At 70.8% G+C, this 24,183-nt stretch carries 22 protein-coding genes; 16 read left to right on the plus strand and 6 right to left on the minus strand.

The window, feature by feature from the left end; genetic code table 11:
* The 7 genes from OG504_RS49960 to OG504_RS49990 all read left to right on the plus strand — a co-directional run bounded on the left by OG504_RS49960 (position 1) and on the right by OG504_RS49990 (position 9,925).
* Positions 1 to 1,434 carry an FMN-binding glutamate synthase family protein gene (locus tag OG504_RS49960; protein WP_405995805.1) on the plus strand — a complete coding sequence of 478 codons (1,434 nt, stop codon included), beginning with the start codon at positions 1 to 3 and terminating at the stop codon, positions 1,432 to 1,434.
* Positions 1,431 to 2,552, plus strand: coding sequence for an FAD-dependent oxidoreductase (locus OG504_RS49965; protein ID WP_405995806.1), 1,122 nt, complete (start codon positions 1,431 to 1,433; stop codon positions 2,550 to 2,552). The genes OG504_RS49960 and OG504_RS49965 overlap by 4 nt, the downstream gene beginning before the upstream one ends.
* 5 nt (positions 2,553 to 2,557) lie before the next feature.
* A complete protein-coding gene (locus OG504_RS49970) occupies positions 2,558 to 3,208 on the plus strand; it encodes a helix-turn-helix domain-containing protein (RefSeq protein WP_405995807.1) in 651 nt (216 codons plus the stop codon).
* A gap of 113 nt (positions 3,209 to 3,321) precedes the next feature.
* A complete protein-coding gene (locus OG504_RS49975) occupies positions 3,322 to 4,503 on the plus strand; it encodes an MFS transporter (protein WP_405995808.1) in 1,182 nt (393 codons plus the stop codon).
* 101 nt (positions 4,504 to 4,604) lie between these two features.
* A complete protein-coding gene (locus OG504_RS49980) occupies positions 4,605 to 7,325 on the plus strand; it encodes an MGH1-like glycoside hydrolase domain-containing protein (RefSeq protein ID WP_405995809.1) in 2,721 nt (906 codons plus the stop codon).
* Positions 7,322 to 8,800: an alpha-amylase gene (locus OG504_RS49985; protein ID WP_405995810.1), complete on the plus strand. Its 1,479-nt coding sequence runs from the start codon at positions 7,322 to 7,324 to the stop codon at positions 8,798 to 8,800. The genes OG504_RS49980 and OG504_RS49985 overlap by 4 nt, the downstream gene beginning before the upstream one ends.
* A gap of 198 nt (positions 8,801 to 8,998) precedes the next feature.
* Positions 8,999 to 9,925: a hypothetical protein gene (locus tag OG504_RS49990; RefSeq protein WP_405995811.1), complete on the plus strand. Its 927-nt coding sequence runs from the start codon at positions 8,999 to 9,001 to the stop codon at positions 9,923 to 9,925.
* 59 nt (positions 9,926 to 9,984) lie between these two features.
* Here OG504_RS49990 and OG504_RS49995 read toward each other — a convergent pair whose 3' ends face one another.
* Positions 9,985 to 10,440 (minus strand): MarR family winged helix-turn-helix transcriptional regulator, encoded by a 456-nt coding sequence (locus OG504_RS49995; RefSeq protein ID WP_405995812.1) that lies wholly within the window; start codon positions 10,438 to 10,440, stop codon positions 9,985 to 9,987.
* 177 nt (positions 10,441 to 10,617) lie between these two features.
* On the opposite strand from OG504_RS49995, the gene OG504_RS50000 reads away from it, so the two are divergent.
* On the plus strand, positions 10,618 to 12,075 hold the full coding sequence (locus tag OG504_RS50000) for an MFS transporter (RefSeq protein WP_405995813.1): 1,458 nt from the start codon (positions 10,618 to 10,620) through the stop codon (positions 12,073 to 12,075).
* Positions 12,076 to 12,293: 218 nt separating this feature from the next.
* On the opposite strand, the gene OG504_RS50005 is transcribed toward OG504_RS50000, so the two are convergent.
* Positions 12,294 to 12,962, minus strand: coding sequence for a TetR/AcrR family transcriptional regulator (locus OG504_RS50005; RefSeq protein WP_405995814.1), 669 nt, complete (start codon positions 12,960 to 12,962; stop codon positions 12,294 to 12,296).
* Between the two features lie 99 nt (positions 12,963 to 13,061).
* Between OG504_RS50005 and OG504_RS50010 the strand changes: the two genes are divergently transcribed.
* Both OG504_RS50010 and OG504_RS50015 read left to right on the plus strand, forming a co-directional pair.
* On the plus strand, positions 13,062 to 13,907 hold the full coding sequence (locus OG504_RS50010) for a patatin-like phospholipase family protein (RefSeq protein WP_405995815.1): 846 nt from the start codon (positions 13,062 to 13,064) through the stop codon (positions 13,905 to 13,907).
* A gap of 481 nt (positions 13,908 to 14,388) precedes the next feature.
* Positions 14,389 to 15,612: a cytochrome P450 gene (locus OG504_RS50015; RefSeq protein ID WP_405995816.1), complete on the plus strand. Its 1,224-nt coding sequence runs from the start codon at positions 14,389 to 14,391 to the stop codon at positions 15,610 to 15,612.
* Here OG504_RS50015 and OG504_RS50020 read toward each other — a convergent pair.
* Both OG504_RS50020 and OG504_RS50025 read right to left on the minus strand, forming a co-directional pair.
* Positions 15,609 to 16,268 carry a DUF402 domain-containing protein gene (locus OG504_RS50020; protein WP_405995817.1) on the minus strand — a complete coding sequence of 220 codons (660 nt, stop codon included), beginning with the start codon at positions 16,266 to 16,268 and terminating at the stop codon, positions 15,609 to 15,611. The two genes, OG504_RS50015 and OG504_RS50020, sit on opposite strands and share 4 nt — an antisense overlap.
* A gap of 25 nt (positions 16,269 to 16,293) precedes the next feature.
* Positions 16,294 to 17,166 carry a helix-turn-helix domain-containing protein gene (locus OG504_RS50025; RefSeq protein WP_405995818.1) on the minus strand — a complete coding sequence of 291 codons (873 nt, stop codon included), beginning with the start codon at positions 17,164 to 17,166 and terminating at the stop codon, positions 16,294 to 16,296.
* A gap of 87 nt (positions 17,167 to 17,253) precedes the next feature.
* On the opposite strand from OG504_RS50025, the gene OG504_RS50030 reads away from it, so the two are divergent.
* The 3 genes from OG504_RS50030 (at position 17,254) to OG504_RS50040 (ending at position 19,606) form a co-directional block, all read left to right on the plus strand.
* A complete protein-coding gene (locus tag OG504_RS50030; RefSeq protein ID WP_405995819.1) occupies positions 17,254 to 17,850 on the plus strand; it encodes a non-oxidative hydroxyarylic acid decarboxylases subunit B in 597 nt (198 codons plus the stop codon).
* A 69-nt stretch (positions 17,851 to 17,919) separates the two neighbouring features.
* Positions 17,920 to 19,344, plus strand: coding sequence for a non-oxidative hydroxyarylic acid decarboxylases subunit C (locus tag OG504_RS50035; protein WP_405995820.1), 1,425 nt, complete (start codon positions 17,920 to 17,922; stop codon positions 19,342 to 19,344).
* Positions 19,345 to 19,378: 34 nt separating this feature from the next.
* Positions 19,379 to 19,606, plus strand: coding sequence for a non-oxidative hydroxyarylic acid decarboxylases subunit D (locus tag OG504_RS50040; RefSeq protein ID WP_405995821.1), 228 nt, complete (start codon positions 19,379 to 19,381; stop codon positions 19,604 to 19,606).
* Positions 19,607 to 19,627: 21 nt separating this feature from the next.
* Here the strand turns inward: OG504_RS50040 and OG504_RS50045 are convergent, their stop codons facing one another.
* Positions 19,628 to 20,047, minus strand: a complete 420-nt coding sequence (locus tag OG504_RS50045; protein ID WP_405995822.1) for an ATP-binding protein — start codon at positions 20,045 to 20,047, stop codon at positions 19,628 to 19,630.
* A 295-nt stretch (positions 20,048 to 20,342) separates the two neighbouring features.
* Here OG504_RS50045 and OG504_RS50050 point away from each other — a divergent pair, with 295 nt between their 5' ends.
* The 3 genes from OG504_RS50050 to OG504_RS50060 all read left to right on the plus strand — a co-directional run bounded on the left by OG504_RS50050 (position 20,343) and on the right by OG504_RS50060 (position 23,048).
* Entirely contained in the window at positions 20,343 to 21,440 is a 1,098-nt protein-coding gene (locus OG504_RS50050; protein ID WP_405995823.1) for a PP2C family protein-serine/threonine phosphatase, read from the plus strand.
* Positions 21,441 to 21,511: 71 nt separating this feature from the next.
* Positions 21,512 to 21,967, plus strand: a complete 456-nt coding sequence (locus OG504_RS50055) for a MarR family winged helix-turn-helix transcriptional regulator (protein ID WP_405995824.1) — start codon at positions 21,512 to 21,514, stop codon at positions 21,965 to 21,967.
* 28 nt (positions 21,968 to 21,995) lie between these two features.
* Entirely contained in the window at positions 21,996 to 23,048 is a 1,053-nt protein-coding gene (locus tag OG504_RS50060; RefSeq protein ID WP_405995825.1) for an LLM class flavin-dependent oxidoreductase, read from the plus strand.
* Positions 23,049 to 23,095: 47 nt separating this feature from the next.
* On the opposite strand, the gene OG504_RS50065 is transcribed toward OG504_RS50060, so the two are convergent.
* On the minus strand, positions 23,096 to 24,160 hold the full coding sequence (locus tag OG504_RS50065) for a chitinase (RefSeq protein WP_405995826.1): 1,065 nt from the start codon (positions 24,158 to 24,160) through the stop codon (positions 23,096 to 23,098).
* Positions 24,161 to 24,183: the final 23 nt, after the last annotated feature.

Here is a 24,183-nt window from a genome sequence, read left to right on the forward strand (position 1 = left end):
ATGGACAGCGACAAGGGCCGCCAGGACATTGGCGGCTACACGGGCCGGGACAACGACGGCGACACGGGCCGGGACAAAGGCAAGGACACAGTGAGGGACATGGGCATGGACTTCGCATCCCGCGGCCTGCGCGAGTCGGCCACCTTCGACCGCGCCACCATCCACGCCATCCAACGGGCCGCCGCGACCGGCGTCTACGACATCCGGGGCTGGGGCGCGAAGCGACCCCTCCCGCACTTCGACGACCTGCTCTTCCTCGGCGCAGGCATGTCCCGCTACCCGCTGGAGGGTTACCGCGAGCGCTGCGACACCGACGTCGTCCTCGGCGCGCGCAACGCCAAGTACCCGCTGCACCTGGACATCCCCGTCACCATCGCCGGCATGAGCTTCGGAGCCCTCTCCGCCAACGCCAAGGAGGCACTCGGGCGCGGGGCGAGCGCGGCCGGCACCTCCACCACCACCGGCGACGGTGGTATGACCCCGGAGGAACGCGGCCAGTCCAAGCACCTCGTCCACCAGTACCTGCCGTCCCGCTACGGCATGAACCCCGACGACCTCCGCAAGGCCGATGCCATCGAGGTGGTCCTCGGACAGGGCGCCAAGCCCGGCGGCGGGGGCATGCTGCTCGGTCAGAAGATCACCGACCGGGTGGCCGGGATGCGCACCCTGCCGGTCGGCGTGGACCAGCGCAGCGCCTGCCGGCATCCGGACTGGACCGGCCCCGACGACCTCACCATCAAGATCGGCGAACTCCGCGAGATCACCGACTGGGAGAAACCGATCTACGTCAAGGTCGGCGCCACACGCACCTATTACGACGTGAAGCTCGCCGTCCACGCGGGCGCCGACGTCGTGGTCGTCGACGGCATGCAGGGCGGCACCGCCGCCACCCAGGAGGTGTTCATCGAGCACGTCGGCATCCCGACCCTTGCCGCAATTCCCCAGGCGGTGCAGGCACTTCGGGAACTCGGCGTCCACCGCGAGGTCCAACTCATCGTCTCCGGCGGCATCCGCACCGGCGCCGACGTCGCCAAGGCCATCGCGCTCGGCGCGGACGCGGTCGCCATCGGCACCGCAGCCCTCATCGCCCTCGGCGACAACCACCCGCACCACGACGCCGAGTACCGTCAACTCGGCTCGGCCGCAGGCTACTTCGACGATTTCCAGGACGGCCGCGACCCGGCCGGCATCTCCACCCAGGACGAGGAACTCGCCGCCCGTCTCGACCCGGTCGAAGGGGGACGCCGACTCGCCAACTACCTCCGCGTCCTCACCATGGAGGCCCAGACCCTCGCCCGCGCCTGCGGCAAGGCCCACCTCCACCACCTGGAACCCGAGGACCTGGTCGCCCTCACCATCGAGTCGGCCGCCATGGCCCGCGTCCCCCTCGCCGGCACCGACTGGATTCCCGGCACCGGCGGAGCCGCCCTGTGATCGCCGTCGTAGGAGCAGGCCTGATGGGCGCGGCCACGGCCTGGCAACTAGCCCGCCAGGGCCACGAGGTCACCGTCGTCGAGGCGTACGAGATCGGCCACAAGTCCGGCAGCTCCCATGGGAGTTCACGCATCTACCGCCGTGCGTACGCCGACCCCTTCTACGTCCGCCTGACCGGCGAGGCCCGCGAACTCTGGCAGGAGTTGGAGCGCGACGCCGGCACCCAACTCCTTCGCCGCACCGAGGGGTTGGACTTCGGCGCGGGCCGTGACCCGGAGGGCATCGCAGATGTCCTCGCCGCAGCCGCCGTACCGCACGAACTGCTCACCGCGGCCGAAGCAACGGACCGTTGGCCGCAGTTCCGTTTCGACGGTCCTGTGCTCCATCACCCGGACGCGGGCACGGTCGACGCCGACGCGACGGTGGCCGCCGCGGTACGGCGGGCCGCCGAGCTGGGCGCCCGTGTCCTCACCGGCGTCCGCGTCACCGGCGCGGAGATCCGCAACGACGGCCGCGTTGCCCTGAGTTCGGAAGGCCCCACTGTCGTCGCCGACACGGTCGTCATCGCGTCCGGCGCCTGGCTGCCCCAACTCGCCGCCCCACTAGGCATAGTGGAACCCCTGCCGCCCCTCCGAGTGACCCAGCAGCAGGTCTTCCACTTCCGTCGCCGCGACCCGTCGGCGAACTGGCCCGTCTTCGTCCACAAGGACGAACTGAACCTCTACGGCCTCCCGTCCGGCAGCGACGGCGGACCGCTCCCGGCGTTCAAGGTCGCCCAGCACGACGAGGGCACACCCACCACCGCGGACACCCGCACCGGCATCGTCGACCCCGCCTCGCGCGACAAGGTCACCGCATGGGTGGAACGCACTTTGCCGGGCCTCGACCCCACACCCGTCGCCGAGGCGAGCTGCCTCTACACCACCACCCCCGACGAGGACTTCGTGCTCGACCGGACCGGTCCCTTCGTCGTCGTCTCGCCGTGCTCGGGCCACGGCGCCAAGTTCACGCCGCTCATCGGCGCGATGGCCGCGGACCTCGCCCTGGGCCGCGCCGAGCCGCATCCACGGTTCGCGCTCCGCAAGTCCCGGTTGACCGCCGCCCATCAGGCAGAATGACCGCCATGGGCACCGACCACGACGACCGGACAGCCGCGCTGCCCGACCGGGAGATCACCCCCGAACAGGCCGACGGGCCAGTGGACTTGGAGACCGCGATCGCCCGCCAGGTACGCCGCTACCGGGTCGCCGCCGGTCTGTCGGTGGCCGAGATGGCGGCCAAGGTCGGCATCTCGAAAGCGATGCTCTCCAAGATCGAGAACGCGAACACGTCGTGCAGCCTCACTACTCTCGGCCGCCTCGCCACCGGCCTGAACGTCCCGGTCACCGCCCTCTTCCGAGGCGTCGACACCGAACGCGAGGCCGTCTACGTCCCCGCCGGTCACGGCGCCCAGATCATCCGCCGCGGCAGCCGGGTCGGCCACCTCTACGAACTCCTCGGCGCCCTGCGCGGCCCCCACAAGCGCATGGAAGCCGTCCTCGTCACCCTCACCGAGTCCAGCGAGGTCTTCCCCCTCTTCCAACACCCCGGCACCGAGCTGCTGTTCATGCTCGAAGGTGTCATGGTCTACGGCCATGGGGAGGCGGCCTACACGATGCGCCCCGGCGACGCCCTCCAACTCGACGGCGAGGGCGCGCACGGCCCCCAGGAACTGGTCGAACTCCCCGTCCGCTTCCTGTCTGTTACCGCCTTCGGTGATCACGGAAGGGACTGAAACGCTCTGGTGACAGGCCCGTTCGCTCGCTAGGCTGCGCGGCAGAACAGGGATTGTCCACGCGTTGGTGGCTGGGGTGGCGCGTCTCTTCGACGTGTTCACGGGAGACGCCGATGGCGTACCTATCCCTGCTGCGTGTGCCCGGCGCGGCCTTCTTCCCGCTGGGCTTTCTCGCCCGTCTTCCTTACGCGACCTCGTCGCTCGCGACGCTCGTCCTCGTCCGGGCCGCCTCCGACAGTTACGCCTTCGCCGGGCTCGCCGCGGCGGCCCAGGGCATCGCCAACGCGCTCGGCGCCCCCTTCGCAGGGGCACTGGCCGACCGCCACGGCCACCGCCTCGTCGGGACGGTCACCGCACTCGCCAACGCCGCCGCCCTGACCGCCCTCGTCGCGGCGAGCCACACCGGCCGCGCGAGCATGCTGACGGCCGCCGCCCTGTCCGGACTCACCCAACCCCCGGTCGGCCCCCTGATCCGGGTCCACTGGTCCCGCCTGCTGCACGCCCGCGCCCGGCCCGACCTCATGCCGACCGCCTTCTCGTACGAGGCGACCGCCGACGAGATCAGCTTCGTCGCCGGTCCCGCGCTCGTCGGACTCCTCACCGCCCTCGGCCCGACCGCCCCGACCCTGGCCGCCATCGCCCTGCTCCTCCTGGCCACCCTGCCCTTCGCCCTGTCCCTGACCCAGGGAAGCACCGAAGACCGCAAGGGCACGCGCACTGCGCGAACTCCCTTGCCCCGACTGCCACTTGCCGCGATGTTCCTCGCCATGGCCGCGGTGGGCACGGTATTCGGCGCCGTACAGACCGGTGTCACCGCCTACTCGAACGAGAGCGGTCACCCGGGCAGCGCCGGACTCCTCTACGCCGTCTTCGGCATCGGCAGCGCGATGGCAGGCGCCGCCTGCGCCTGGCTCCCCGCGCATTTCGGCCTCCGCCGCCGGTACGTGACCTTCGCGGCGACACTGCTGCTGGGCACGCTGACCCTGGTCGCCGGGGAGCGGGGGCACGTACTCCCCGCCGCCATGGCCGTCGCCGGAGTGACCGTGGCGCCGTACCTGATCAGCCTCTACGCCCTCACCGAACGCCTCGCGCCCGCCGACCGGGCGACCGTCGCCCTGACGATCCTGTGCGCGGGCGGCCCCCTCGGCACCGCGACCGGGCAGGCACTCGCCGGGTACCTCGCCGACAGGCACGGCAGCGCGGGCGCGTTCCTGGTGGCGCCGGTCGCGGCGGCAGTGGCGTTGCTGCTGGCGATCACCGCGGTCCTCGCGCACTCCGCCCGGACCCGGAGATGAACGAGAGGGGACCATCCGCATGATCGGCCCGGTATCCGTTGCCGTCGCGCGCAAGACACCGGAGTCTTGGGGAAGGTGCCGGGCCACGAGGAGGACACACGATGGGGACGAGCGGTGACACGCCGGACGCCGAGCGGCGACGGCTGGCCGAGGCCGACGATTCCGGGGTGCCCTGGCGCCGTTGGGGTCCCTATCTGAGCGAGCGCCAGTGGGGGACCGTACGGGAGGACTACAGCCACAGCGGTGACGCCTGGTCGTACTTCACCCACGATCAGGCACGCTCCCGCGCCTACCGCTGGGGCGAGGACGGCATCGCGGGCGTCAGCGACGACAAGCAGCGGCTGTGCTTCGCGCTCGCGCTGTGGAACGGCCGCGACCCGATCCTCAAGGAGCGGATGTTCGGCCTCACCAACTCCGAGGGAAACCACGGCGAGGACGTCAAGGAGTACTACTTCTACCTCGACAGCACGCCCACGCACTCGTACATGAAGTACCTGTACAAATACCCGCAGTCGGAGTTCCCGTACGAGGACCTCAAGGCCACCAACCAGGCCCGTGGGCGCGGTGACTTCGAGTACGAACTCCTCGACACCGGCATCTTCGACGAGGACCGCTACTTCGACGTGTTCGTCGAGTACGCCAAGGCCGGCCCCGACGACCTGCTGATCGAGATCACCGCGCACAACCGCGGCCCCGACGAGGCACCCCTGCACCTGCTGCCGACCCTGTGGTTCCGGCACACCTGGTCCTGGGCCGGCGGCACTGCCGTACCGTCCATCCAGCAGGAACCCGGAGGCCAACTCCGCGCGGACCACGAGGAGCTGGGCCCGCGCCGGCTGTACTGCGACGCGGGCGCGGAGACCCTGTTCACCGAGAACGACACCAACAACGAGAAGATCTTCGGCAGTTCGAACTCCTCCCCGTACGTCAAGGACGGCATCGACCGCTACGTCGTCGGAGGCGAGACCGGAGCCGTCAACCCCGACCGGACCGGCACCAAGGCCGCAGTCCACCACGTGCTGACCATCCCGGCCGGCCGGAGCGCCACCGTCCGCCTGCGCCTGACCGCCGCCGAACTGCCCGACTGGAGCGGCGACTTCGACACGGTCATGACCCAACGGCGAGCCGAGGCGGACGAGTTCTACGACGGCATCACCACCCCCGACACCTCGGCCGACGAACGGCGCCTGGTGCGGCAGGCGTTGGCCGGGATGCTCTGGAGCAAGCAGTACTACTACCTCGACGTCGAACGCTGGCTGTCCGAGCACGGCGTCGACCCGCTCGCCTCCGACCCCCGGGTGCGGAACAGCAACTGGTACCACATGGTCAACGACGAGATCATGTCGATGCCGGACACCTGGGAGTACCCGTGGTTCGCGGCCTGGGACCTCGCCTTCCACACCGTCGCCCTGTCGATGGTCGATCTCACCTTCGCCAAGGGCCAGTTGGACCTGCTGCTGCGCCGCCTCTACCTCCATCCCAACGGCCAGATCCCGGCGTACGAATGGAACTTCGGGGACGTCAACCCGCCCGTGCACGCCTGGGCCACCCTGTTCCTCTACGAGTTGGAGAAGCACCGCACCGGCAAGGCCGACCGCGCCTTTCTGGAGAACGCCTTCCAGAAGCTGATGAAGAACTTCAGCTGGTGGCTCAACCGCAAGGACACCGACGGCAACAACGTTTTTCAGGGCGGCTTCCTCGGCCTCGACAACATCGGCGTCTTCGACCGCAGCGCCCCGCTCCCCACCGGCGGCCACCTCGACCAGGCGGACGGCACCGCGTGGATGGCGCTGTACTGCCAGAACCTCCTGGAGATCGCCATAGAGCTGGCCGTCGACAACCCCGTCTACATCGAGCAGGCACAGTCCCTGTTCGAGCACTTCGCGTGGATCGCCGTCGCCATGAACCGCATCGGCGCCGACAACGCGAGCCTGTGGGACGAGGAGGACGGCTTCTTCTACGACGTGCTGCGGCTGCCCGACGGCACGGCGACCCGGCTCAAGGTGCGTTCCCTCGTCGGACTGATCCCGCTCGCGGCGACCAGCCTGGTCGGCGGCTGGGCGGACCGTCGGTTCCCCGAACTGGTCGCCGGAGCACGGGAGTTCCTCGAACGCCATCCGGCCGTGGAGGCCACCATCTCCTCGCACGAGGCGCTCGGCCCGAACGCCGACGGCCGCTATCTGTTCGCCCTGTTCGGCGAGGACCGGCTGCGGCGCATCCTGTCCCGGATGCTGGACGAGGGCGAGTTCCTCGGCCCGCACGGTATCCGCTCCCTGTCCCGGTACCACGCCGAGCACCCGTACACCTTCGAGGTGCACGGGGAGACGTACGGCGTCGGCTATCTGCCCGCCGAGTCCGACTCCGGGATGTTCGGCGGCAACTCCAACTGGCGCGGCCCCGTGTGGTTCCCGGTCAATCTGCTGCTGATCCGCGCCCTGCTCAACCTGCACGCCTTCCACGGCGCCGAGTTCACCGTCGAGTGCCCCACCGGATCGGGCCGGCGGCTCACGCTCTACGAGGTCGCCCGCGAGATCTCCGACCGGCTCACCGCCACCTTCCTCAGCGACGCCGACGGACACCGCCCGGTGCACGGCGCCCAGGCCAAGTTCGCCAAGGACCCGCACTGGAAGGACCTGATCCTCTTCTACGAGTACTTCCACGGTGACAACGGCGCCGGCCTCGGCGCCTCCCACCAGACCGGCTGGACCGGCCTGTCCGCGGTCACCGCCACCCTCTTCCGCACCCTGGGCGACCAGGAGTGGTCGACCCGGGGCCGCGAGAGCCTGCGCCCGACCGGCGACCGAGAGGAGCCCCTGTCATGACCGCCTGGCCCGAGCACCCGGTGATCTACGAGATCAACACCCTGATCTGGCTGGGGGAGTTGAGCACCCGCTACGGCCGTACCGTCACCCTCGGCGAGGTGCCCGCGTCGGCCTGGGACGAGGTCGCGCTCCCCGGCGTCGACGCCGTCTGGCTGATGGGCGTGTGGGAACGCAGCCCGGCCGGACTGGAGATCGCGCTGCGCGACGCCTCGCTCCAGGCGTCGTTCCGGGCCGCGCTGCCCGACCTCCGCCCGGAGGACGTCGCCGGATCGCCGTACTGCGTCCGCAACTACGTCGTCGACGCGTCCCTCGGCGGCCCGGAGGGGCTGGCGGAGGCCCGCGCCCAACTGGCCGCCCGCGGCGTCCGGTTGATCCTCGACTACGTCCCCAATCACGTTGCCCCCGACCACCCCTGGCTGACGGAACGCCCCGGCTGCCTCGTCCAGGGCACCCAGGACGACCTGGCCCGCGACCCCGCCGCCTTCCTCGAAGCCGGTGGCAAGGTGTTCGCCCGAGGCCGCGACCCGTACTTCGCGCCGTGGCCGGACGTCGTCCAACTCAACGCGTTCAGCGAGGAGTTGCGCACGGCCGCCGTCGACACCCTGGCCTCGATCGCCGACCAGGCCGACGGCGTTCGTTGCGACATGGCCATGCTGCTGATGACCGACGTCTTCGCGAAGACCTGGGGCGAACGGGCGGGCACGGCACCGGCCGAGGACTTCTGGCCGTACACGATCCCCAAGGTGCGCGAGCGCCACCCCGACTTCCTCTTCGTCGCCGAGGCGTACTGGGACCTCGAATGGGCGCTGCAGCAACAGGGGTTCGACCACTGCTACGACAAACGGCTCTACGACCGGCTGCTGCACGAGGGTGCGGAATCGGTGCGCGGTCATCTGCAGGCGGACGTCCGCTACCAGCGCGGCCTGGTCCGCTTCCTGGAGAACCACGACGAACCCCGGGCCGCCGCCACCCTGTCACCCGAGCGGGAACGGGCTGCGGCCGTCACCATCGCCACCCTGCCGGGCGCGACGCTCTGGCACGAGGGGCAGTTCGAGGGGCGACGGGTACGCCCACCGGTCTTCCTCGCCCGTCGGCCTGAGGAGCCCGTCGACAAGGAACTCCTCGCGTTCCACCACCAGTTGCTCGCAGTTGTCGGCGCGTCCGGCATGCGTACGGGAGGGGAGTGGCAGCTGCTCGACTGCACCGGCTGGCCGGACAACCCCACCCACGAGAACCTGATCGCCTGGTCCTGGACGACGGAATCCAGCCGCCACCTCGTCGTCGTCAACCTCTCCGAACAGCCCGCCCAGGGCCGGGTCCGCCTCCCGTGGACCGACCTGCGCGGCGGCCCCCGCCAACTCACCGAACTGCTCTCCGACTCGACCTACGACCGGGACGGCGACGAACTGATCGACCCCGGCCTCTACGTCGAGTTGGACGGCCTGCGCCGGCATCTACTCGCGGTGATGCCCTGATCTTGACCTGTGGCCAACTGGTGAAGGATTGACGGGAGTTGTGAAAGGTGACAAGAATTCAGCTTGCTTCGCTGTGCCTAAGCTGAGCGAAGCACCGCGAGCGGTCCGGTAGCGCACGCCATCGATCGTTTCCTTTCGTGCGCCCGCCGTTCGCGTTCTGCCACCTCCCACACCTTTCACCCATCGTCGAGGCTCACTTTGTCACGTTCGCAACACCTCAGATCACTGTCCGCCCTCGCCGCCACCGCGTTCGTCGCGGCCGCCGCGCCCGTGCTCGTGGCCGGTCCGGCGAGCGCCGCCGATTCCGCCGGTTGCCAGTCCGCCACGGTGCAGTACCGCATCGTCGGTGCCGATGGAAACGTTGTCGGCGCGGACTGGACCTCGCAGGGCGGTTTCCTCCAGTGGGACACCATCCCCGGCACGGTCCAGGTCCGGCTGGCTCCCGACCAGAGCGTCGGGGACAGCTGCAAGTACCCCGTCTCCCTCGCCGAGTACACCACCGAGGGCCCCAACTGGTACAACTCCGGCCACCAGGCCATGGTCGACAAGGCCACGGTCTACCTGACCTCCAAGGACGTCGCCGGCGCGAGCGACGCCCAGCAGACCTATCAGCAGCTGAAGGTCAAGTCCCCCGACTGCTACGGCCAGATCGACCTGTACGGCGACGACGTCACCTACGACGGCGGTACGGGTGAGGGCCACGGCCCCCTGCCGTACGAGCCCGACAACATCATGACGCCGTACCACCTCATCGCGGCCTGGAACGGCGGCGACAAGGAGTGCACCCCCAGCACCCCGGACTCGCCCACCCCGACGCCGACGCAGCCCGCCTCGGCGCCGCCCGTGACGCCGTCGACCCCGGCCGACAGCACGCCTCCCGCCGAGGAGTCGACCCCGCCGGCCAGCCCCAAGCCGTCGACGACGCCTCCCACCTCCGCGCACGTCCCGCCGCTGAAGTCGTCGCCCTCGCCCTCTCCGAAGGCGACGCCGAACGGTGGCAACCAGCCGCTGGCGGAGACCGGTTCGAACGCGCCGGTCGGTCTCATAGCGGGCGGTGCCGCCCTGGTGATCGCCCTGGGCGCCGGCGGGGTCTACGCGGCCGGCCGCGCCCGTCGCTCCTCCTGACGCAGCCACGCCCGGTGTGAACTGACCGCCCCGCCCCGTGAGTTGTCACGGGGCGGGGCTCACGGCCGTGGCCAGGGGCGCCCGCCGATCCGTTCGATGTCGGTGTTGAAGCGTCGTAGGAAAGCCGCGAAGGCGTCGATGTCCTCGTCCGACCAGTCGTCCATGATCTGGTCCAGGGACTGGACGAGACCCTCGCGTTCCTCGTCGAGCATCCGTGCGCCCTGGTCCGTGATGCGGAACTTGCGGGCCATGCCGCCCTGCGGATCGGGGATGCGCTCCACCAGCCCGGAGCGCATGGCGGCCGCCGTCTGCCGGTTGAGGGTGGACGTGTCGAGACCGAACGCGTCGCTCAACTCGCCGATGGACATGGGCCCTTGGACGCGGATCCGGCTCAGCAGGATGTAGGCGCTGCGCTCCAGCACGCCGTCCTTGCGGCGTCCGCCCTTCTGCGCGAGCAGCCCGTGCCGGCTGAGAAGCATCTGCTCGTACTCGACCTCGCGCGTGCGCCTGTCCATCGGTCCGCTGCCTCCTGCTTCCTGCCGATGCCGCCGCCGTGTCCTGCGCTCCGGAGCGGCCCGGCCCATCCTCGCACGACGGTATGCATCATCCCCATCACATGGCCGATACATACGATGTGTACGATGCATATTCCTTCACGTCCCGACTGAACAGACATGCCGAGGAGTCCCGTCATGGACGCCCCCCAGCCTTCAGCCCGCGCAGGCGGCGTGATCGCCACGCTGGCCTTCGCCGGCACCACCGCGGCGATCATGCAGACGCTGGTCACCCCGCTCATCGCCGACCTGCCGGAGATGCTGCACACCTCGTCCTCGAACGCCGCGTGGGTGATCACCGCCACGCTGCTGGTGGCCGCGGTCTGCGTGCCGGTCGTCGGCCGCCTCGGCGACCTGCTGGGCAAGCGCCGCATGCTGCTCGCCTGCTCCGTCCCGCTGATGGTGGGCTCGGTGGTCTGCGCCCTCTCCTCCTCCGTCGTCCCGATGATCGTCGGACGCGGTCTGCAGGGCATGGGCATGGGCATGGTCCCGCTGGGCATCGCCCTGCTGCGGGACGTCGTACCGCAGGAGCGGCTGAGCCCCTCCATCGCTCTCGTCAGCGCCTCCATGGGCATCGGCGGCGGCCTCGGCCTGCCGATCGCCGCGGCCGTCGCCCAGTACGCCAACTGGCGTGCCCTGTTCTGGGGTTCGGCCGCCCTCGCCGCGGTCGTCGCCACGCTGATCTGGTTCCTGATCCCGGACGTACCGGCCGCCGCCAAGGGCCAGCGCTTCGACGCCCCCGGCGCCCTCGGCCTCGCCGTCGGCCTCGTCTGCCTGCTCCTCGGCATCTCCAAGGGGGCCGACTGGGGCTGGGGTTCGGCCACCGTGCTGGGCCTGTTCACCGTCGCGATCGTGGCCTTCCTGGCCTGGGGCGTCTGGGAGCTGCGCACCAGTGACCCGCTGATCGACCTGCGGACGACGGCCCGCCCCCGGGTCCTGATCACCAACATCGCCTCGGTCTTCGTCGGCGTCGGCATGTACTCGAGCATGCTGGTCGTCCCGCAGCTGCTCCAGTTCCCCGAGGCCACCGGCTACGGTCTGGGGCAGTCGATGCTCGCGTCCGGCCTGTGGATGGCACCCGGCGGCATCATGATGATGATCGTCTCCCCGCTCGGCGGAAAGCTCACCAACGCCCGCGGCCCGAAGTTCACCCTGATCAGCGGCGTCCTGGTCATCACCGCCGGCTACGCCCTGTCGATGGGCCTGATGAGCTCCGCCTGGGGCCTCATGGTCGTCTGCATCGTCATCAACAGCGGCGTCGGCCTCGCCTACGGCGCGATGCCCGCCCTCATCATGAGCTCGGTCCCCCTCTCCGAGACCGCCGCGGCGAACGGCTTCAACACCCTGATGCGCTCCCTCGGCACCTCGATCGGCGCCGCGGTGATCGGCGTGGTCCTCGCCCAGATGACCACCACGGCAGGCGGCTACACCTTCACCTCCGAGGGCGGCTTCCGCACGGGCCTCGTCATCGGCGGCAGTGTCGCGCTCCTGGCGGCCCTCGTCGCGGCGGCGATCCCGGCGGTACGGGCAGCCGCGCCGGCCGAGGAGAAGGCCGAGCCGGTCGGCGCGCTGGAGGACGCGGGGGTCGAGTCCTGACCTCGGTGGGCTGAACGTACGGGGGTGTGCTGCCCGGCGCCGGAGGACCGAGGGATCGGTCGTCTGTGCCGGGCAGCGTGCTGTCCGGCCGTCAACGCCCGGGTGGGCAGCGGCTCTTCGGGGCGTGGGGTGCCGATCCTGGACGGGGATCGGGGCCAAGTGCGGTCGACACACGGCCGTAGACCGCTCTGCGCCGCTGAACTCGCGCCGCAATCAGCTCAGTTGCGCGGACCGAGGCCCTGCAGCGCGTCGTTGAGCTGTGCTGCGGTGAGGGAGGGGGAGGGGAGCGGGGTCGCGGCGGGGGCGGCACGAAGGCCGTCGAGGAGGAGAGCGAGCGGGCGGCGCCAGGCGTCGGGGCCGGCGGCCGCCGTGAGGGAGGGGACGGTGCGGCCCAGGGCGGCGAGCGAGAACAGAACGTCCTCCGGGGTGACGTCCGCACGGACCGTCCCCTGATCGCGGCCCCGGCTCAGCAGCAGTTCCACGGTGTGGCGGTTGTGGGCGTGCACGGCCTGGAGCGATTCGACGCCGTCGAGGTGGGTGGTCATCAGGTCGTTGGTGCCGCGGTCGGCGGCCAGGCCGGTGAAGACGGTCTCCAGATAACCGGTCAGGCCCGCCCAGGCGTCGTCGGCGGCGCGCGCCTGCTCGCCCACGGTCATCGTGCCGGTGAGCAGGTCGCGGAAGACCGCGTCCACCAACGCGGCGCGGGTGGGGAAGTGCCGGTACAGCGTGGCGTTGCCGATGCCCGCGCGGCGGGCGATCACGTCGATCGGCGCGTGCAGCCCCTGCTCGGTGAAGACGGCGTGGGCGGCCTCGATCAGCAGTTCCCGGTTGCGCCGCGCATCGCGCCGTCGGCCAGGTGCCGTCGCGTCGTTCGGGCCCGTCATCATCGTCCTCCGAGCTGGTGGGGAGTGCTCCCCGGTAGCGATGCTATCGTCGATCCATCAAGTGGGGAGTAGTCCCCACTTTGACGGTGAGGGGGTGGCGTCATGCACGGCACGGCACTGGTCCTGGGTGGTGGTGGGCCCGTCGGCGGGGCGTGGATGACGGGCGTGCTCGCGGGTCTCGCGGAGGCCGGCGTCGCCCTCGACCGGGCGGACGTGATCATCGGTACCTCCGTGGGCGCGATCTTCGGTGCCCGGCTCGCGGCCGGGGAGGCACCGGGGGAGTCGTACGAACGTCAGGTGACCCGCGCCGACAAGGTGGAGCTGCGGGTCACCACGGCCCAGACGCTGCGCTTCCTGTGGGCGGCGCTGGGATCCCGCGATCCGCAGCGCTCCGTACAACGGCTGGGCCGTGCCGCCCTCGCCGCCCGCACCGGACCCGAGTCCGAACTCCTCGACGCGGTCGGTGAGTTGCTCCGCGGCGCACGGGACTGGCCCGACCGTGCCCTGCGCATCGCGGCCGTCGACGCCACGACCGGAACCCTGGAGACGTTCGACGCCGACTCGAGAGTCCCCCTCCTCGAAGCGGTCGCCGCGAGCTGCGCCGTCCCCCTCGTCTCGCCGCCCGTCACAGCCGCGGGCCGCCGCTGGATCGACGGCGGCAGCCGCTCCACCGCCAACCTTCACCTGGCCGCCGGCCATCACCACATCCTGGCCGTCGCACCGATCCCGCGTGCGGTCGGCCCGCACCCCAGCGCCCAGGTCCAGGCGGCTCAACTCGCCGCCCAGGGAGCCGAGATCACCCTCCTGACCCCCGACCCCGCGGCCCGCCACGCGATGGGCCGAGACCTGACCGCCGACGCCCGCCGTCCGGCGGCCGCCCGGGCCGGCCATGCCCAGGCGATGGCACGTGCGCACGCGGTGCATGCCGTGTGGCGCGGCGCTGTATGACCGCCAGGCCCTGAGCGGCCCGTATCGAGGGAAAGGAGCGCGGTGCCGGACCTCCGATCGCGCGGCCGGGTATGCGGACCGCGTTTTGACCGCCGACGCCCGCCGCCCGGTGGCCGCCCGAGCCGACTGTGCCCAGGCGATGGCTCTCGCGCACGCGGTGCTTCCCGTGTGGCGCGGCGGCGCATGACCGCCCGACCCCGAGTGCCCCGTGGCCAACGAAAGGAGTGCCGTGCCGGACCCCCGATCGCGCGGCTCGAGACGCGGTGGGCCGCACCTTGTCCTCCGCCCCTCCGCCCCTCCGCCGTCCGAGCCGGCCACGCCCGGGCGGCCGCCCTCGCGCACGCGGTGCACGCCGTGTGGCGCGGCGGGGCGTGACATCAAGGCCCCGGATTCCGGCGGGCCGGTCGTCATGCCGCCCGTGCCACCTGCCGTACCGACCGACCACGCCCGCACATTCCCGGTGACCATCGAAAGGAGTGCCGTGCCGGCACCCACCCTCCAGGACCTGACCCCCGACGGCCTCGATCTGACCGCCGATCCCCATCTCGTCTACGCGGCCCTGCGTGAGCGCGGGCCCGTGCACCGGGTCCTGGTACCGGGCAGTGGTGAGACCTGGCTGGTCGTCACTCGGGACGCGGCCCGGGCCGCGCTGGCCGACCCGCGGCTGTGCAACGACATCCGGCACTCCTCGACCTGGCAGGACGACGGCGGCCACGCGCTCGGGCGCAACATGCTGCAGACCGATCCGCCGGACCACACGCGTCTACGGCGGCTGGTCGCGGGTCACTTCACGCCCGCGCGGATCGCCGCCCTCAGGCCGCGGATCGTGGAGATCGGCGCCGATCTGCTCGCCGAGCTGCCGGTTCGGGGGAGGGTGGACCTGGTGGGCCGGTACGCCCTGCCGCTGCCCGTCACGGTGATCTGCGATCTGTTCGGGGTGCCCGCCGCCGACCGTACGGTGTTCCACGCCTGGTCGAACGAGCTCGTCATGCCCGCCTCGCCCGAGTCGGGTGCCTCGGCCGCCGCCGCCCTGGGCGGTTACCTGGCCGAGTTGATCCACCAGAAGCGCGGCACACGCGAGGCCGACCTGCTCGGTGATCTCGTCGCCGCGGCGCGCGAACCGGCCACCGAGTCGCCCCTCACCTCCGAGGAACTCCTCGGGATGGCCTTCCTTCTGCTCGTCGCCGGGCACGAGACGACCGTCAATCTGATCTCCGCGACCGTCCACGCCCTGCTCACCCACCCCGATCAGCTCGAACTGCTGCGTGCCGAACCGAACTTGGCCGGCGCAGCCGTGGAGGAGGCGCTGCGCCACTACTCGCCGGTCCACGCCACCGCGTTCCGTTTCGCGGCCGAGTCCCTGGACCTCGCCGGTACCCGCGTCCCGGCCGGGGACACGGTGCAGATCTCCCTGGCCGCGGCCTCCCGCGACCCCCTCCACTTCCCCGAACCCGACCGCTACCACCTACGGCGTCGAGGCCCCGGACACCTCGCCTTCGGGCACGGCCTCCATCACTGCCTGGGAGCTCCCCTGGCCCGCACCGAGGCCACCATCGCCGTGCGCCTCCTCCTGCACCACTGCCCGGACCTCGCCCTCGCCGCCGACCCCGGGACACTGACGTGGCGGACGAGCACACTGCTGCGGGGCTTGAGCGAACTGCCGGTGCGTATCGGCCCGTCAGGAGATCCGGGCGGGGCAGACTAGTCCAAGTCCAGCGCGCCGGTGGGCAGTTGGGGATCCGGCCAGTGAGGTTCGTAACGCCATGTCCCCAACCCCCGTTCCGCGGCGAACGGTCCGACGCTCCCCTCGATCATCGCGGCCACCTCCTCGCGAGCCCTCTCCACCTCCCGGTGATCGGCCTCGCTCACCACCCCCAAGCGGCGGCCGTGGGCATACTCGTCCTCGTCCTTCCAGTCCCACCGCGACAGATCGGGCGCGACCACCAGGTCCAGCAGCAGGTCGAAGGTGTCGAAGCCGATGGGCGTGCGGCGCATCGGACGCTGGAAGTTGACGTACCAGCGCGTGAGCCGACCGTCGCCCGCGGCGTCGAAGAACGCGTTGACGCTGAACCACCTGCCGGGCGGCACCCATTGGAGATGGGTGGTGTCCCGCCAAGTCCACCGACCGAGCTGCCAGTTGCCGTCGGCCAGGTTCGGCAGGGCGCGCAGGCGGGCCGTCTCGTCGCCGGTGAGGAGCGACTCGATCCAGGTCGTCGGGGCCAGCGACTCGGCGCCCGGCCGGCACCCCAGGACCAGCGCCTCCGCGGTGTCCTCGACGACCCGCAACGCATGGGCGCTCCACACCTTCCGCCGGAACACATCACGCCGTACGGCGGTCTCACCCGGCTGGAACTCCCGCATACCCACCTCCGGTTGCTCGGGTGACTCATCTCTGCCCGCGTGCCACCGCCCGGAACTCCAACGGTGTACGCCCCTCCCGTGTGCGGAAGAACTTCGCGAAGTCGGTCGGCTCGCCGAAGCCGAGCGTGCGGGAGACGTCCGCCGCCGTCGCGTCGGTGTGGACGAGGAGGCGCTTGGCCTCCAGGAGGATGCGGGCGTCGAGGTACTGCTTGGCGGTCGTGTCGGTCGCCGCGAGGGTCGCCCGGGTGAGGGTGCGCGGGCTGTAGCCCAACGCGGCGGCGTAGTCGGCGACTTGGTGGCTGGTGCGGAAGTCGCGTTCCAGGGCGGCGCTGTAACGGCGGAACGTGTCGTCGGCCGGGGCGGACGACACCGGGTCCGGACGCACGTGGGAGAGGCGGAGCAGCAGGACGGACAGGAGCATCCGGAGCGTCTGGAGGTGGGCGTCGAGCGGGAGCGAGGCCAAGTCGGCGTACTCGTGGGCGAGATGACGGAGTGTCAGGCGTGCCGCTCGCGCGTGCGGGCCCGTCGGGAGCAGGGGAGACTGGTCGAAGGGCGGATCGGCCGGGACGAAGCCGGGCTGCCAGATGACGATCGTGCCCCGGGTCGTCGTCAGGTCGGCGGGGACGTACTGGTGCACCTGCCCCGAGCTCACCCACAGCCAGCCGCCCTCCTCCACCGCGCAGTCCGTGAAGTCCACCCGGTGGCGCAGCGTGCCCTCCGTGACATGGATCAGGTGGTGGAAGTCCGGCCGTTGCGGTGCCGACAGATCGATGCCTCGACGCTCGCCGCGCGCCAGCAGGTCGGTGAATCCCACGATGTCCATACCGATGGGCGCGCCGAGTGACGGACGGTACGACACGTCCGTGATCTCGGGCCGATGCTGACCGTTTTTTCCCATGGTGAGTCCCGAGCCTACCCCTGTCGGGCAACGAACCGCTCCTACGGTCGAAAGCACAGAGACCGGACTGGGCAAGGAGCTGGCGACGTGCGACTGATCGTGGGGATGACCGGAGCGACCGGAGCCGTCCTCGGTGTCCGGCTGCTGGAGCAGCTGGCCGAGCTGCCCGAAGTCGAGACCCATCTCGTCCTCAGCCGCTGGGCCCGGACCACCGTCGAGCTGGAATCGGGACGCACCGCCCGCGAGGTCGCCGAGCTGGCCGACGTGGTCCACAGCCCCGAGGACCAGGGGGCCACCATCGCCTCCGGGTCGTTCCGCACCGACGGCATGGTGATCGTGCCCTGCTCCATGAAGACCCTGGCCGGCATCCGCACCGGTTACGCCGACGGACTGATCGGACGGGCCGCCGACGTGATCCTCAAGGAGCGCCGCCCGCTGGTCCTCGTCCCCCGCGAGACACCCCTGAGCGAGATCCACCTGGAGAACATGCTCGACCTCGCGCGCAAGGGCGTCAGGATCGTGCCCCCGATGCCCGCCTTCTACAACCACCCCGCCACGGTCGACGACATCGTCACCCACATCACCTCCCGCGTCCTCGACCAGCTCGACCTGCCCGCCCCCGCCGCCAAGCGCTGGGAGGGCATGCGACCCGCCCGCGGCGCGCGCATCCACCCCGCCGCCTGAGACACCACCCGAGACATCCAAGGCGCCCAACACGCCTGCGCCACACGCCCTTTCACGTACGGAGCCCCCATGCCCTACGACGACCTCCGCAGCTTCCTGGACACTCTGGACAAGGAGAACCAGCTCCTGCGGATCACCGAACAGGTCCTCCCCGAACCGGACCTGGCCGCCGCCGCCAACGCGGCCGGACGTATCGGCGAAGGCGCCCCCGCCCTCTACTTCGACAACGTCACGGGCTTCACGGACGCCCGGATCGCGATGAACGTCCACGGCTCCTGGCGCAACCACGCCCTCGCCCTCGGACTGCCCCCGGACACCTCCGTGCGCGAGCAGGTCGAGGAGTTCGCCCGCCGCTGGGACGCCTTCCCGGTCGCACCGGAGCGCCGTGAGGACGCGCCGTGGCGGGAGAACACCCAACAGGGCGCCGACATCGACCTGTTCAAGGTCCTCCCGCTGTTCCGGCTCAACGACGGCGACGGCGGCTTCTACCTCGACAAGGCCGCCGTGGTCTCCCGTGACCCGCGCGACCCGGACCACTTCGGCAAGCAGAACGTCGGCACCTACCGCATCGAGGTCATCGGCCGCGACCGCCTCGCCTTCCAGCCGGTCCCCATGCACGACGTGGCCCAACACCTGCACGCCGCCGAGGAGTTGGGCGAGGACCTGCCCATCGCGATCACCCTCGGCAACGACCCGGTCATCGCGATCGTCGCCGGTATGCCGATGGGCTACGACCAGTCCGAGTACGAGATGGCCGGCGCCCTGCGCGGAGCCCCCGCCCCCATCGCCACCGCGCCCCTCACCGGCTTCGACGTCCCCTGGGGCTCCGAGGTCGTCATCGAAGGCGTGGTCGAGAGCCGTAAGCGCCAAATCGAGGGCCCCTTCGGCGAGTTCACCGGCCACTACTCCGGCGGCCGACGCATGCCGACGATCCGTATCGACCGCATCTCCTACCGCACGAACCCGATCTTCGAGTCCCTCTACCTCGGCATGCCGTGGACCGAGGTCGACTACCTCGTCGGCCCCAACACCTGCGTCCCCCTCCTCAAGCAACTCCGCGCCGAATTCCCCGAGGTGCAGGCCGTCAACGCCATGTACACCCACGGCCTCGCGGTGATCGTCTCGACGAAGAAGCGCTACGGCGGTTTCGCCAAGGCGGTCGGAATGCGCGCGATGACCACCCCGCACGGCCTCGGCTACGTCACGCAGGTCATCGTCGTGGACGAGGACGTCGACCCGTTCGACCTGCCCCAGGTGATGTGGGCGATGTCCGCGAAGGTGAACCCCCAGGACGACGTGATCATCGTCCCCAACCTGTCGGTCATGGCGCTGGCACCGGCGGCCAACACCCCGGGAGTCACCAGCAAGATGATCATCGACGCGACGACTCCGGTCGCACCGGACAACCGGGGCCACTTCGACACCCCGGTACGGGACCTGCCCGAGACCCCCGAGTGGGCCGACCGGCTGCGCGCCCTCATCGCCGCCCGCTGAACGCCCAGCGCACCGACCTCAGGAGCTACCCGTCATGATCTGCCCCCGCTGCGCCCACGACACGGTCGACACCGTGACCACCTCGCCGGTCCCCGGTGTATGGGACGTACTCCAATGCGCCCGCTGCCTCTACATGTGGCGTACCACCGAACCCGACCGCCGCACCCGGCGCGAGGCGTACCCCGTCGAGTTCCGGATGACGCAGGCCGACATTGAAGCGGCCCCGGAGGTGCCCGTCGTACCACCGCTGGTCGTCCGCTGAACGGCTCCGCGTGAGGCCGGCTCAGATGGCCAGGATCGCCCGCACCCGCTTGCCGCCCCCGGTGAGCGGGGTGACGTCGAGGCGGTGAGCCAGGCAGCGGACCATGGCCAGGCCGCGTCCGCTCTCGCCCTCGACCGTCATCGGCCGTACGCGGGGCGGGCTCGGATTGTCGTCGTAGACCTCTACCGTGACCCGTTCGTCGGACAGTTGGAGGCGCAGCCGGCACTCGCCGCGGCCGTGCTCGGTCGCGTTGGCGACGAGTTCGGACACGATCAGCGTCGCGTCGTCGATCTGCTCCGCGTCCACCCGCGCCAGCTGATGGCGGGAACGCGCGAGAAACTCCGAGGTCAGCCTCCGTGCCTGACCGGCCGACGCGGCCTCGTCGGGCAGCAGGTACTCCACGCGTACGGAACGCCTATGGGTACGCCGATGCGTACGCATGGCGAATCACTTCCCCTCCTAGGACAACCCGGTATCCCCGCGGCGCCACCGCACCGGGGCCGCCGCAGACCTTGCGCGGCCGGTCCTACACACTTCACTTGCCCGTAGTCCGTGATCGGCAACCGGACGGCGCCAGTTGGTTGTCGCCGATCAGGAAATGTCCGTTCTCGGACTCAATTGGGTAAAGCGCCGGGCACGTCGAGGGGATTGCCTGGCAACCTTGCGATGTCCAAAGGTGGGGGAGGGCCCCTGCGGAAGGCGGCTCCCGAAAGCCGCGACGCCCTTGGAGTGGACCATGGCCGCAGCGAAGCCGCAGCGCAGTCTCTCCGTGCTGACCTGGCTGCCCGCCGCGGTCATGGCGGTGGTCGCGGTCGGCGACATCCTCACCGGCCCCGGCCTCGGCTTCCTGCCGCTCGCCTCCCTCGGCCCGGCCTTCGCCGGACTGGTCGGCGGCTGGCGCCGTACCGCCTGGTTCGGCGCGGCCGCCCTCGCCCTGTGCGTCGGACTCGGGCTCTACGACGGCCTGTTCCAGGAACGCCGGGGCTTCCTGGCGATGGTGTCGGTGGTCGGCGTGACCGGCGCGGGCATCGCCGCCGCCGTGATGCGCGGCCGCCGCGAGGCCGAACTCGCCAGCGTGCGCTCCATCGCGGAGGTCGCGCAGCGCGTTCTGCTACGACCCGTGCCCCTGACCGCCGGACCCCTCCAGGCTGCGGTGTCGTACACCTCGGCCGTCGCGGAGGCCCGCATCGGCGGTGACCTCTACGAGGTGGTGGCCTCCCCGCACGGCGTGCGGGTCATCGTCGGCGATGTGCAGGGCAAGGGCCTGGCCGCCGTGGAGACGGCCGCGGTGGTGCTCGGCGCGTTCCGCGAGGCCGCGCACGACGAACCCGACCTCGTCGGACTCGGCGAGCGCCTGGAGCGCAGCGTCTCCCGGGTGCTGTCCGACGAGAAGTTCGTGACGGCCGTCCTCGCCGAGATCGGCGCGGACCACGAGGTGCTCTTCCTCAACTACGGCCACCCGCCCCCGATGGTCGTCCGCCGCAACGGCACCGCAGACTTCCCCGTACCGCCCTCCTACGCCCCGCCGCTCGGCCTCGGCGGCGCCCAGGGCAGCGAGAGCCCCAAGCCGTTCTCCGTACGCTTCGCGCCGGGCGAGCAACTGCTGCTGTACACCGACGGCGTCACCGAGGCCCGCGACGACCACGGCACGTTCTATCCGCTGGGCGCGCGGGCGCACCTGCTGAAGGAGCCCGACGCGCAGAGCGCGCTGGACTCCCTGCGCGAGGACCTGGTCCGCCACACGGCCGGACCGCTCCACGACGACGCCGCGATGCTCCTGCTGCGCTATCACGGCCACGCGTCCACGACGGGGGACGAGCCGTCCGTCCGGTGAGCACGGGAGGCCCGAGGCGGCCGTACCGATCGGCCTATTTGCTTGTTTCGTCAATCAAGTAAACTGGTGGCATGACCACGCCCGAGCAGCCACTGCGCCCCATGAGCCCGCCCGAGGAAGAGCTGGTGCGCGAACTCGCGCGGGTGATGCTCGTGCTGCCTCGGGCCGTCGACGCCGACATGATGCGCGAGCAGCGCCTGCCGCTGTCCGAGTACACGACCCTCATGCACCTCTCCGAGGCCACGGACCGGCGCATGCGCATGAGCGAGCTGGCGTCCGTCTGCAGCCTCTCGCTGAGCGGCATGACCCGCATCGTCACCCGTCTGGAGACGCAGCGGCTGGTCGGACGGGAGCGGTGCGCCGAGGACGCGCGCGGCTGGAACGCCGTCCTCACCGACCAGGGCCTCGCCCGCCTCCAGGAGGCCTGGCCCGCCCACCTCTCCAGCGTCCGGCGCCATGTCCTCGACCATGTCGACGCCGCCGACCTGACCCGGCTCCTCGGCGTGATGCGCCGTATCGCCACCTGACCCACCGAGCAGACCCAAGGAGCATGAGATGACCACCCCGGCCACCCCCTTCGACATCACGCTCGGCCTGGACACCTTCGGTGACGTCACGAACGACACCGAGGGCAAGCCGCTGACCCACGGCCAGGCCATCCGCCGCCTCGTCGAGGAAGGCGTCCTCGCCGACCAGGTCGGCGTCGACCACTTCGGCATCGGCGAGCACCACACCGAGTCGATGCCCCTGTCCGCCGCCGACATCGTCCTCGCGGCCATCGCCGCACGCACCGAGCACATCCGCCTCAACTCGGCCGTGACCGTGATCAGTTCGGACGACCCCGTCCGCGTCTTCCAGCGCTACGCCACCCTCGACGGCGTCTCCGCCGGCCGCGCCGAGGTCATCCTCGGCAGAGGATCGAGCACCGAGTCCTTCCCGCTCTTCGGCTACGACCTGAACGACTACGAGGAGCTCTTCGAGGAGAAGGTCGCCCTCTTCGCCGAACTGCTCAAGGAGAAGCCCGTCACCTGGTCCGGCACCACCCGAGCCGCCCTCGACGGCGTCTCCGTGTACCCGCACAGCGAGACGGGCTCGATCCCGACCTGGATCGGCGTCGGCGGCAGCCCCCAGTCGGTCGTCCGCACCGCCCAGTACGGGTTCTCCCTGATGCTGGCGATCATCGGCGGCGACGTGGCCCGCTTCGCCCCGTTCTCCGAGCTGTTCCGGCGGGCGCTGGCCGAGTTCGGCCACCCCGCACGCCCCATCGGCGTGCACGCGCCCGGCCATGTCGCCGCCACCGACGAACAGGCGGTGGAGGAATTCGTGCCGGCCTTCCAGCAGTTGATCGCGAGCGTGGCGCGGGAGCGCGGCTTCCGCACCCCGACCCGCGAGAGCCTCATGCGGGACGTCGGCCCCGGCGGCGCCCTGCACGTCGGATCACCCGAGACCGTGGCCCGCAAGATCGCGGACACCCTCAGGACCCTCGACGCGACCCGCTTCAACCTGAAGTACGGGATCACCGGCATGCCCCACGGCACCCTCATGACCAACATCGAGCTCTACGGCACGAAGGTGGCGCCGCTGGTGCGCGAGATGATGCAGGACTGACGCGACGCCGCCTCGGGGGAGGCGGCGACACGCAGTCCGCCGAGCCGCTAGTGGTGGTAGCCGAAGCCACGCGTGAACGACGCGAAGGTGTGGCTGAAGTACCAGGTGTCCTGGGCGATCCCGGAGCAGTTGTTGGCGCCCCCGGTGCCCACACAATTCCCGTTGTCGCGCTGAAGTGCCCAGAACGAGAGCGTGTTGATGCCCCGGGCGGCGGCCCACTTCCTCACCGTGACCGCGTTCTGCGTGGTGAAGGTCTCCGCCGGACCGAAGTCGTCGATGCCGGGCATCTCGGTGACGCCGATCGTCTTCCACAGCTTCGCCGGGTTCTTCTTCGGGTGGAGCGCGGCGAGTTGGGAGTGCAGGCCGGCCGCGGCGGTCTTGGTGTCCTCCGCCATGTCGTGCGTCGCGCCGTCGTAGTAGTCGAACGTCATGATGTTGACGACGTCCACGCGCGCGCCGTTGTCGACCGCGTTCTGCAGCAGGGCGACGCCGTTGGGCGCGAGACCGGTGGTGGTCGTCGGCAGCGTGTAGGAGAACTCCACGCTTCGGCCCGTGCGTTGGGCCCAGCGCTGTACCTTCGCGATCGCCTTGTTGCGGCGGTCGATACCCGCCGTGTTGTTGATGGAGTCGGCCTCGATGTCGAGGTCGATGCGGCTCACCCCGTAGGTCGTGACCAGGCTTTCGTAGACCTTGGCGATGGCGTCGACATCGGTGCAGCTGTCGGCCAGTTCGGTGTTGGTGGTGTCCGCGCTGTAGCCGCCGAAGGACGGGATGACGTTGCCGCCGCGCGCCTGGATCGTGGCGATGTCCTTGCCGAAGGTCGACTTGGCGATCGGCTGGGCGGGCAGACCGTTCCAGTACGCCGTGCACGAACCGGCCGCCTCGGTCTGCAGGAAGGCCATCGTCAGGTACTTGTTCCCGGACGCGGCGGCGAGCGCCGCCGGACTCTCACCGGTCCACGCCTCGAAGTACGGCGCCGCCACATGGTCCGGCATGGGCCGGGCGCGGTGCGAGGCGTCCGCGGCACCCCCGCCGGCGGCAACAAGCCCCGCGGACAAGGCGGTTACGGCCGCGCAGGACAGCGACGCGCGAAGAGGCCCAGGTCGTCTCATTGACGCTCCCATGCTGAGAGGAG

The sequence above is a fragment of the Streptomyces sp. NBC_00986 genome, from assembly GCF_045162565.1.
Taxonomy (GTDB): Bacteria; Actinomycetota; Actinomycetes; order Streptomycetales; family Streptomycetaceae; genus Streptomyces.

Excerpts from the sequence above, each read along its gene's own strand:
- OG504_RS49960 (WP_405995805.1), top strand. The coding sequence starts at position 1 with ATGGACAGCGACAAGGGCCGCCAGGACATTGGCGGCTACACGGGCCGG.
- OG504_RS49970 (WP_405995807.1), top strand. The coding sequence starts at position 2,558 with ATGGGCACCGACCACGACGACCGGACAGCCGCGCTGCCCGACCGGGAG.
- OG504_RS49975 (WP_405995808.1), top strand. The coding sequence starts at position 3,322 with ATGGCGTACCTATCCCTGCTGCGTGTGCCCGGCGCGGCCTTCTTCCCG.
- OG504_RS49980 (WP_405995809.1), top strand. The coding sequence starts at position 4,605 with ATGGGGACGAGCGGTGACACGCCGGACGCCGAGCGGCGACGGCTGGCC.
- OG504_RS49985 (WP_405995810.1), top strand. The coding sequence starts at position 7,322 with ATGACCGCCTGGCCCGAGCACCCGGTGATCTACGAGATCAACACCCTG.
- OG504_RS49995 (WP_405995812.1), bottom strand. The coding sequence starts at position 10,440 with ATGGACAGGCGCACGCGCGAGGTCGAGTACGAGCAGATGCTTCTCAGC.
- OG504_RS50000 (WP_405995813.1), top strand. The coding sequence starts at position 10,618 with ATGGACGCCCCCCAGCCTTCAGCCCGCGCAGGCGGCGTGATCGCCACG.
- OG504_RS50005 (WP_405995814.1), bottom strand. The coding sequence starts at position 12,962 with ATGATGACGGGCCCGAACGACGCGACGGCACCTGGCCGACGGCGCGAT.
- OG504_RS50010 (WP_405995815.1), top strand. The coding sequence starts at position 13,062 with ATGCACGGCACGGCACTGGTCCTGGGTGGTGGTGGGCCCGTCGGCGGG.
- OG504_RS50020 (WP_405995817.1), bottom strand. The coding sequence starts at position 16,268 with ATGCGGGAGTTCCAGCCGGGTGAGACCGCCGTACGGCGTGATGTGTTC.
- OG504_RS50025 (WP_405995818.1), bottom strand. The coding sequence starts at position 17,166 with ATGGGAAAAAACGGTCAGCATCGGCCCGAGATCACGGACGTGTCGTAC.
- OG504_RS50035 (WP_405995820.1), top strand. The coding sequence starts at position 17,920 with ATGCCCTACGACGACCTCCGCAGCTTCCTGGACACTCTGGACAAGGAG.
- OG504_RS50040 (WP_405995821.1), top strand. The coding sequence starts at position 19,379 with ATGATCTGCCCCCGCTGCGCCCACGACACGGTCGACACCGTGACCACC.
- OG504_RS50045 (WP_405995822.1), bottom strand. The coding sequence starts at position 20,047 with ATGCGTACGCATCGGCGTACCCATAGGCGTTCCGTACGCGTGGAGTAC.
- OG504_RS50050 (WP_405995823.1), top strand. The coding sequence starts at position 20,343 with ATGGCCGCAGCGAAGCCGCAGCGCAGTCTCTCCGTGCTGACCTGGCTG.
- OG504_RS50055 (WP_405995824.1), top strand. The coding sequence starts at position 21,512 with ATGACCACGCCCGAGCAGCCACTGCGCCCCATGAGCCCGCCCGAGGAA.
- OG504_RS50060 (WP_405995825.1), top strand. The coding sequence starts at position 21,996 with ATGACCACCCCGGCCACCCCCTTCGACATCACGCTCGGCCTGGACACC.
- OG504_RS50065 (WP_405995826.1), bottom strand. The coding sequence starts at position 24,160 with ATGAGACGACCTGGGCCTCTTCGCGCGTCGCTGTCCTGCGCGGCCGTA.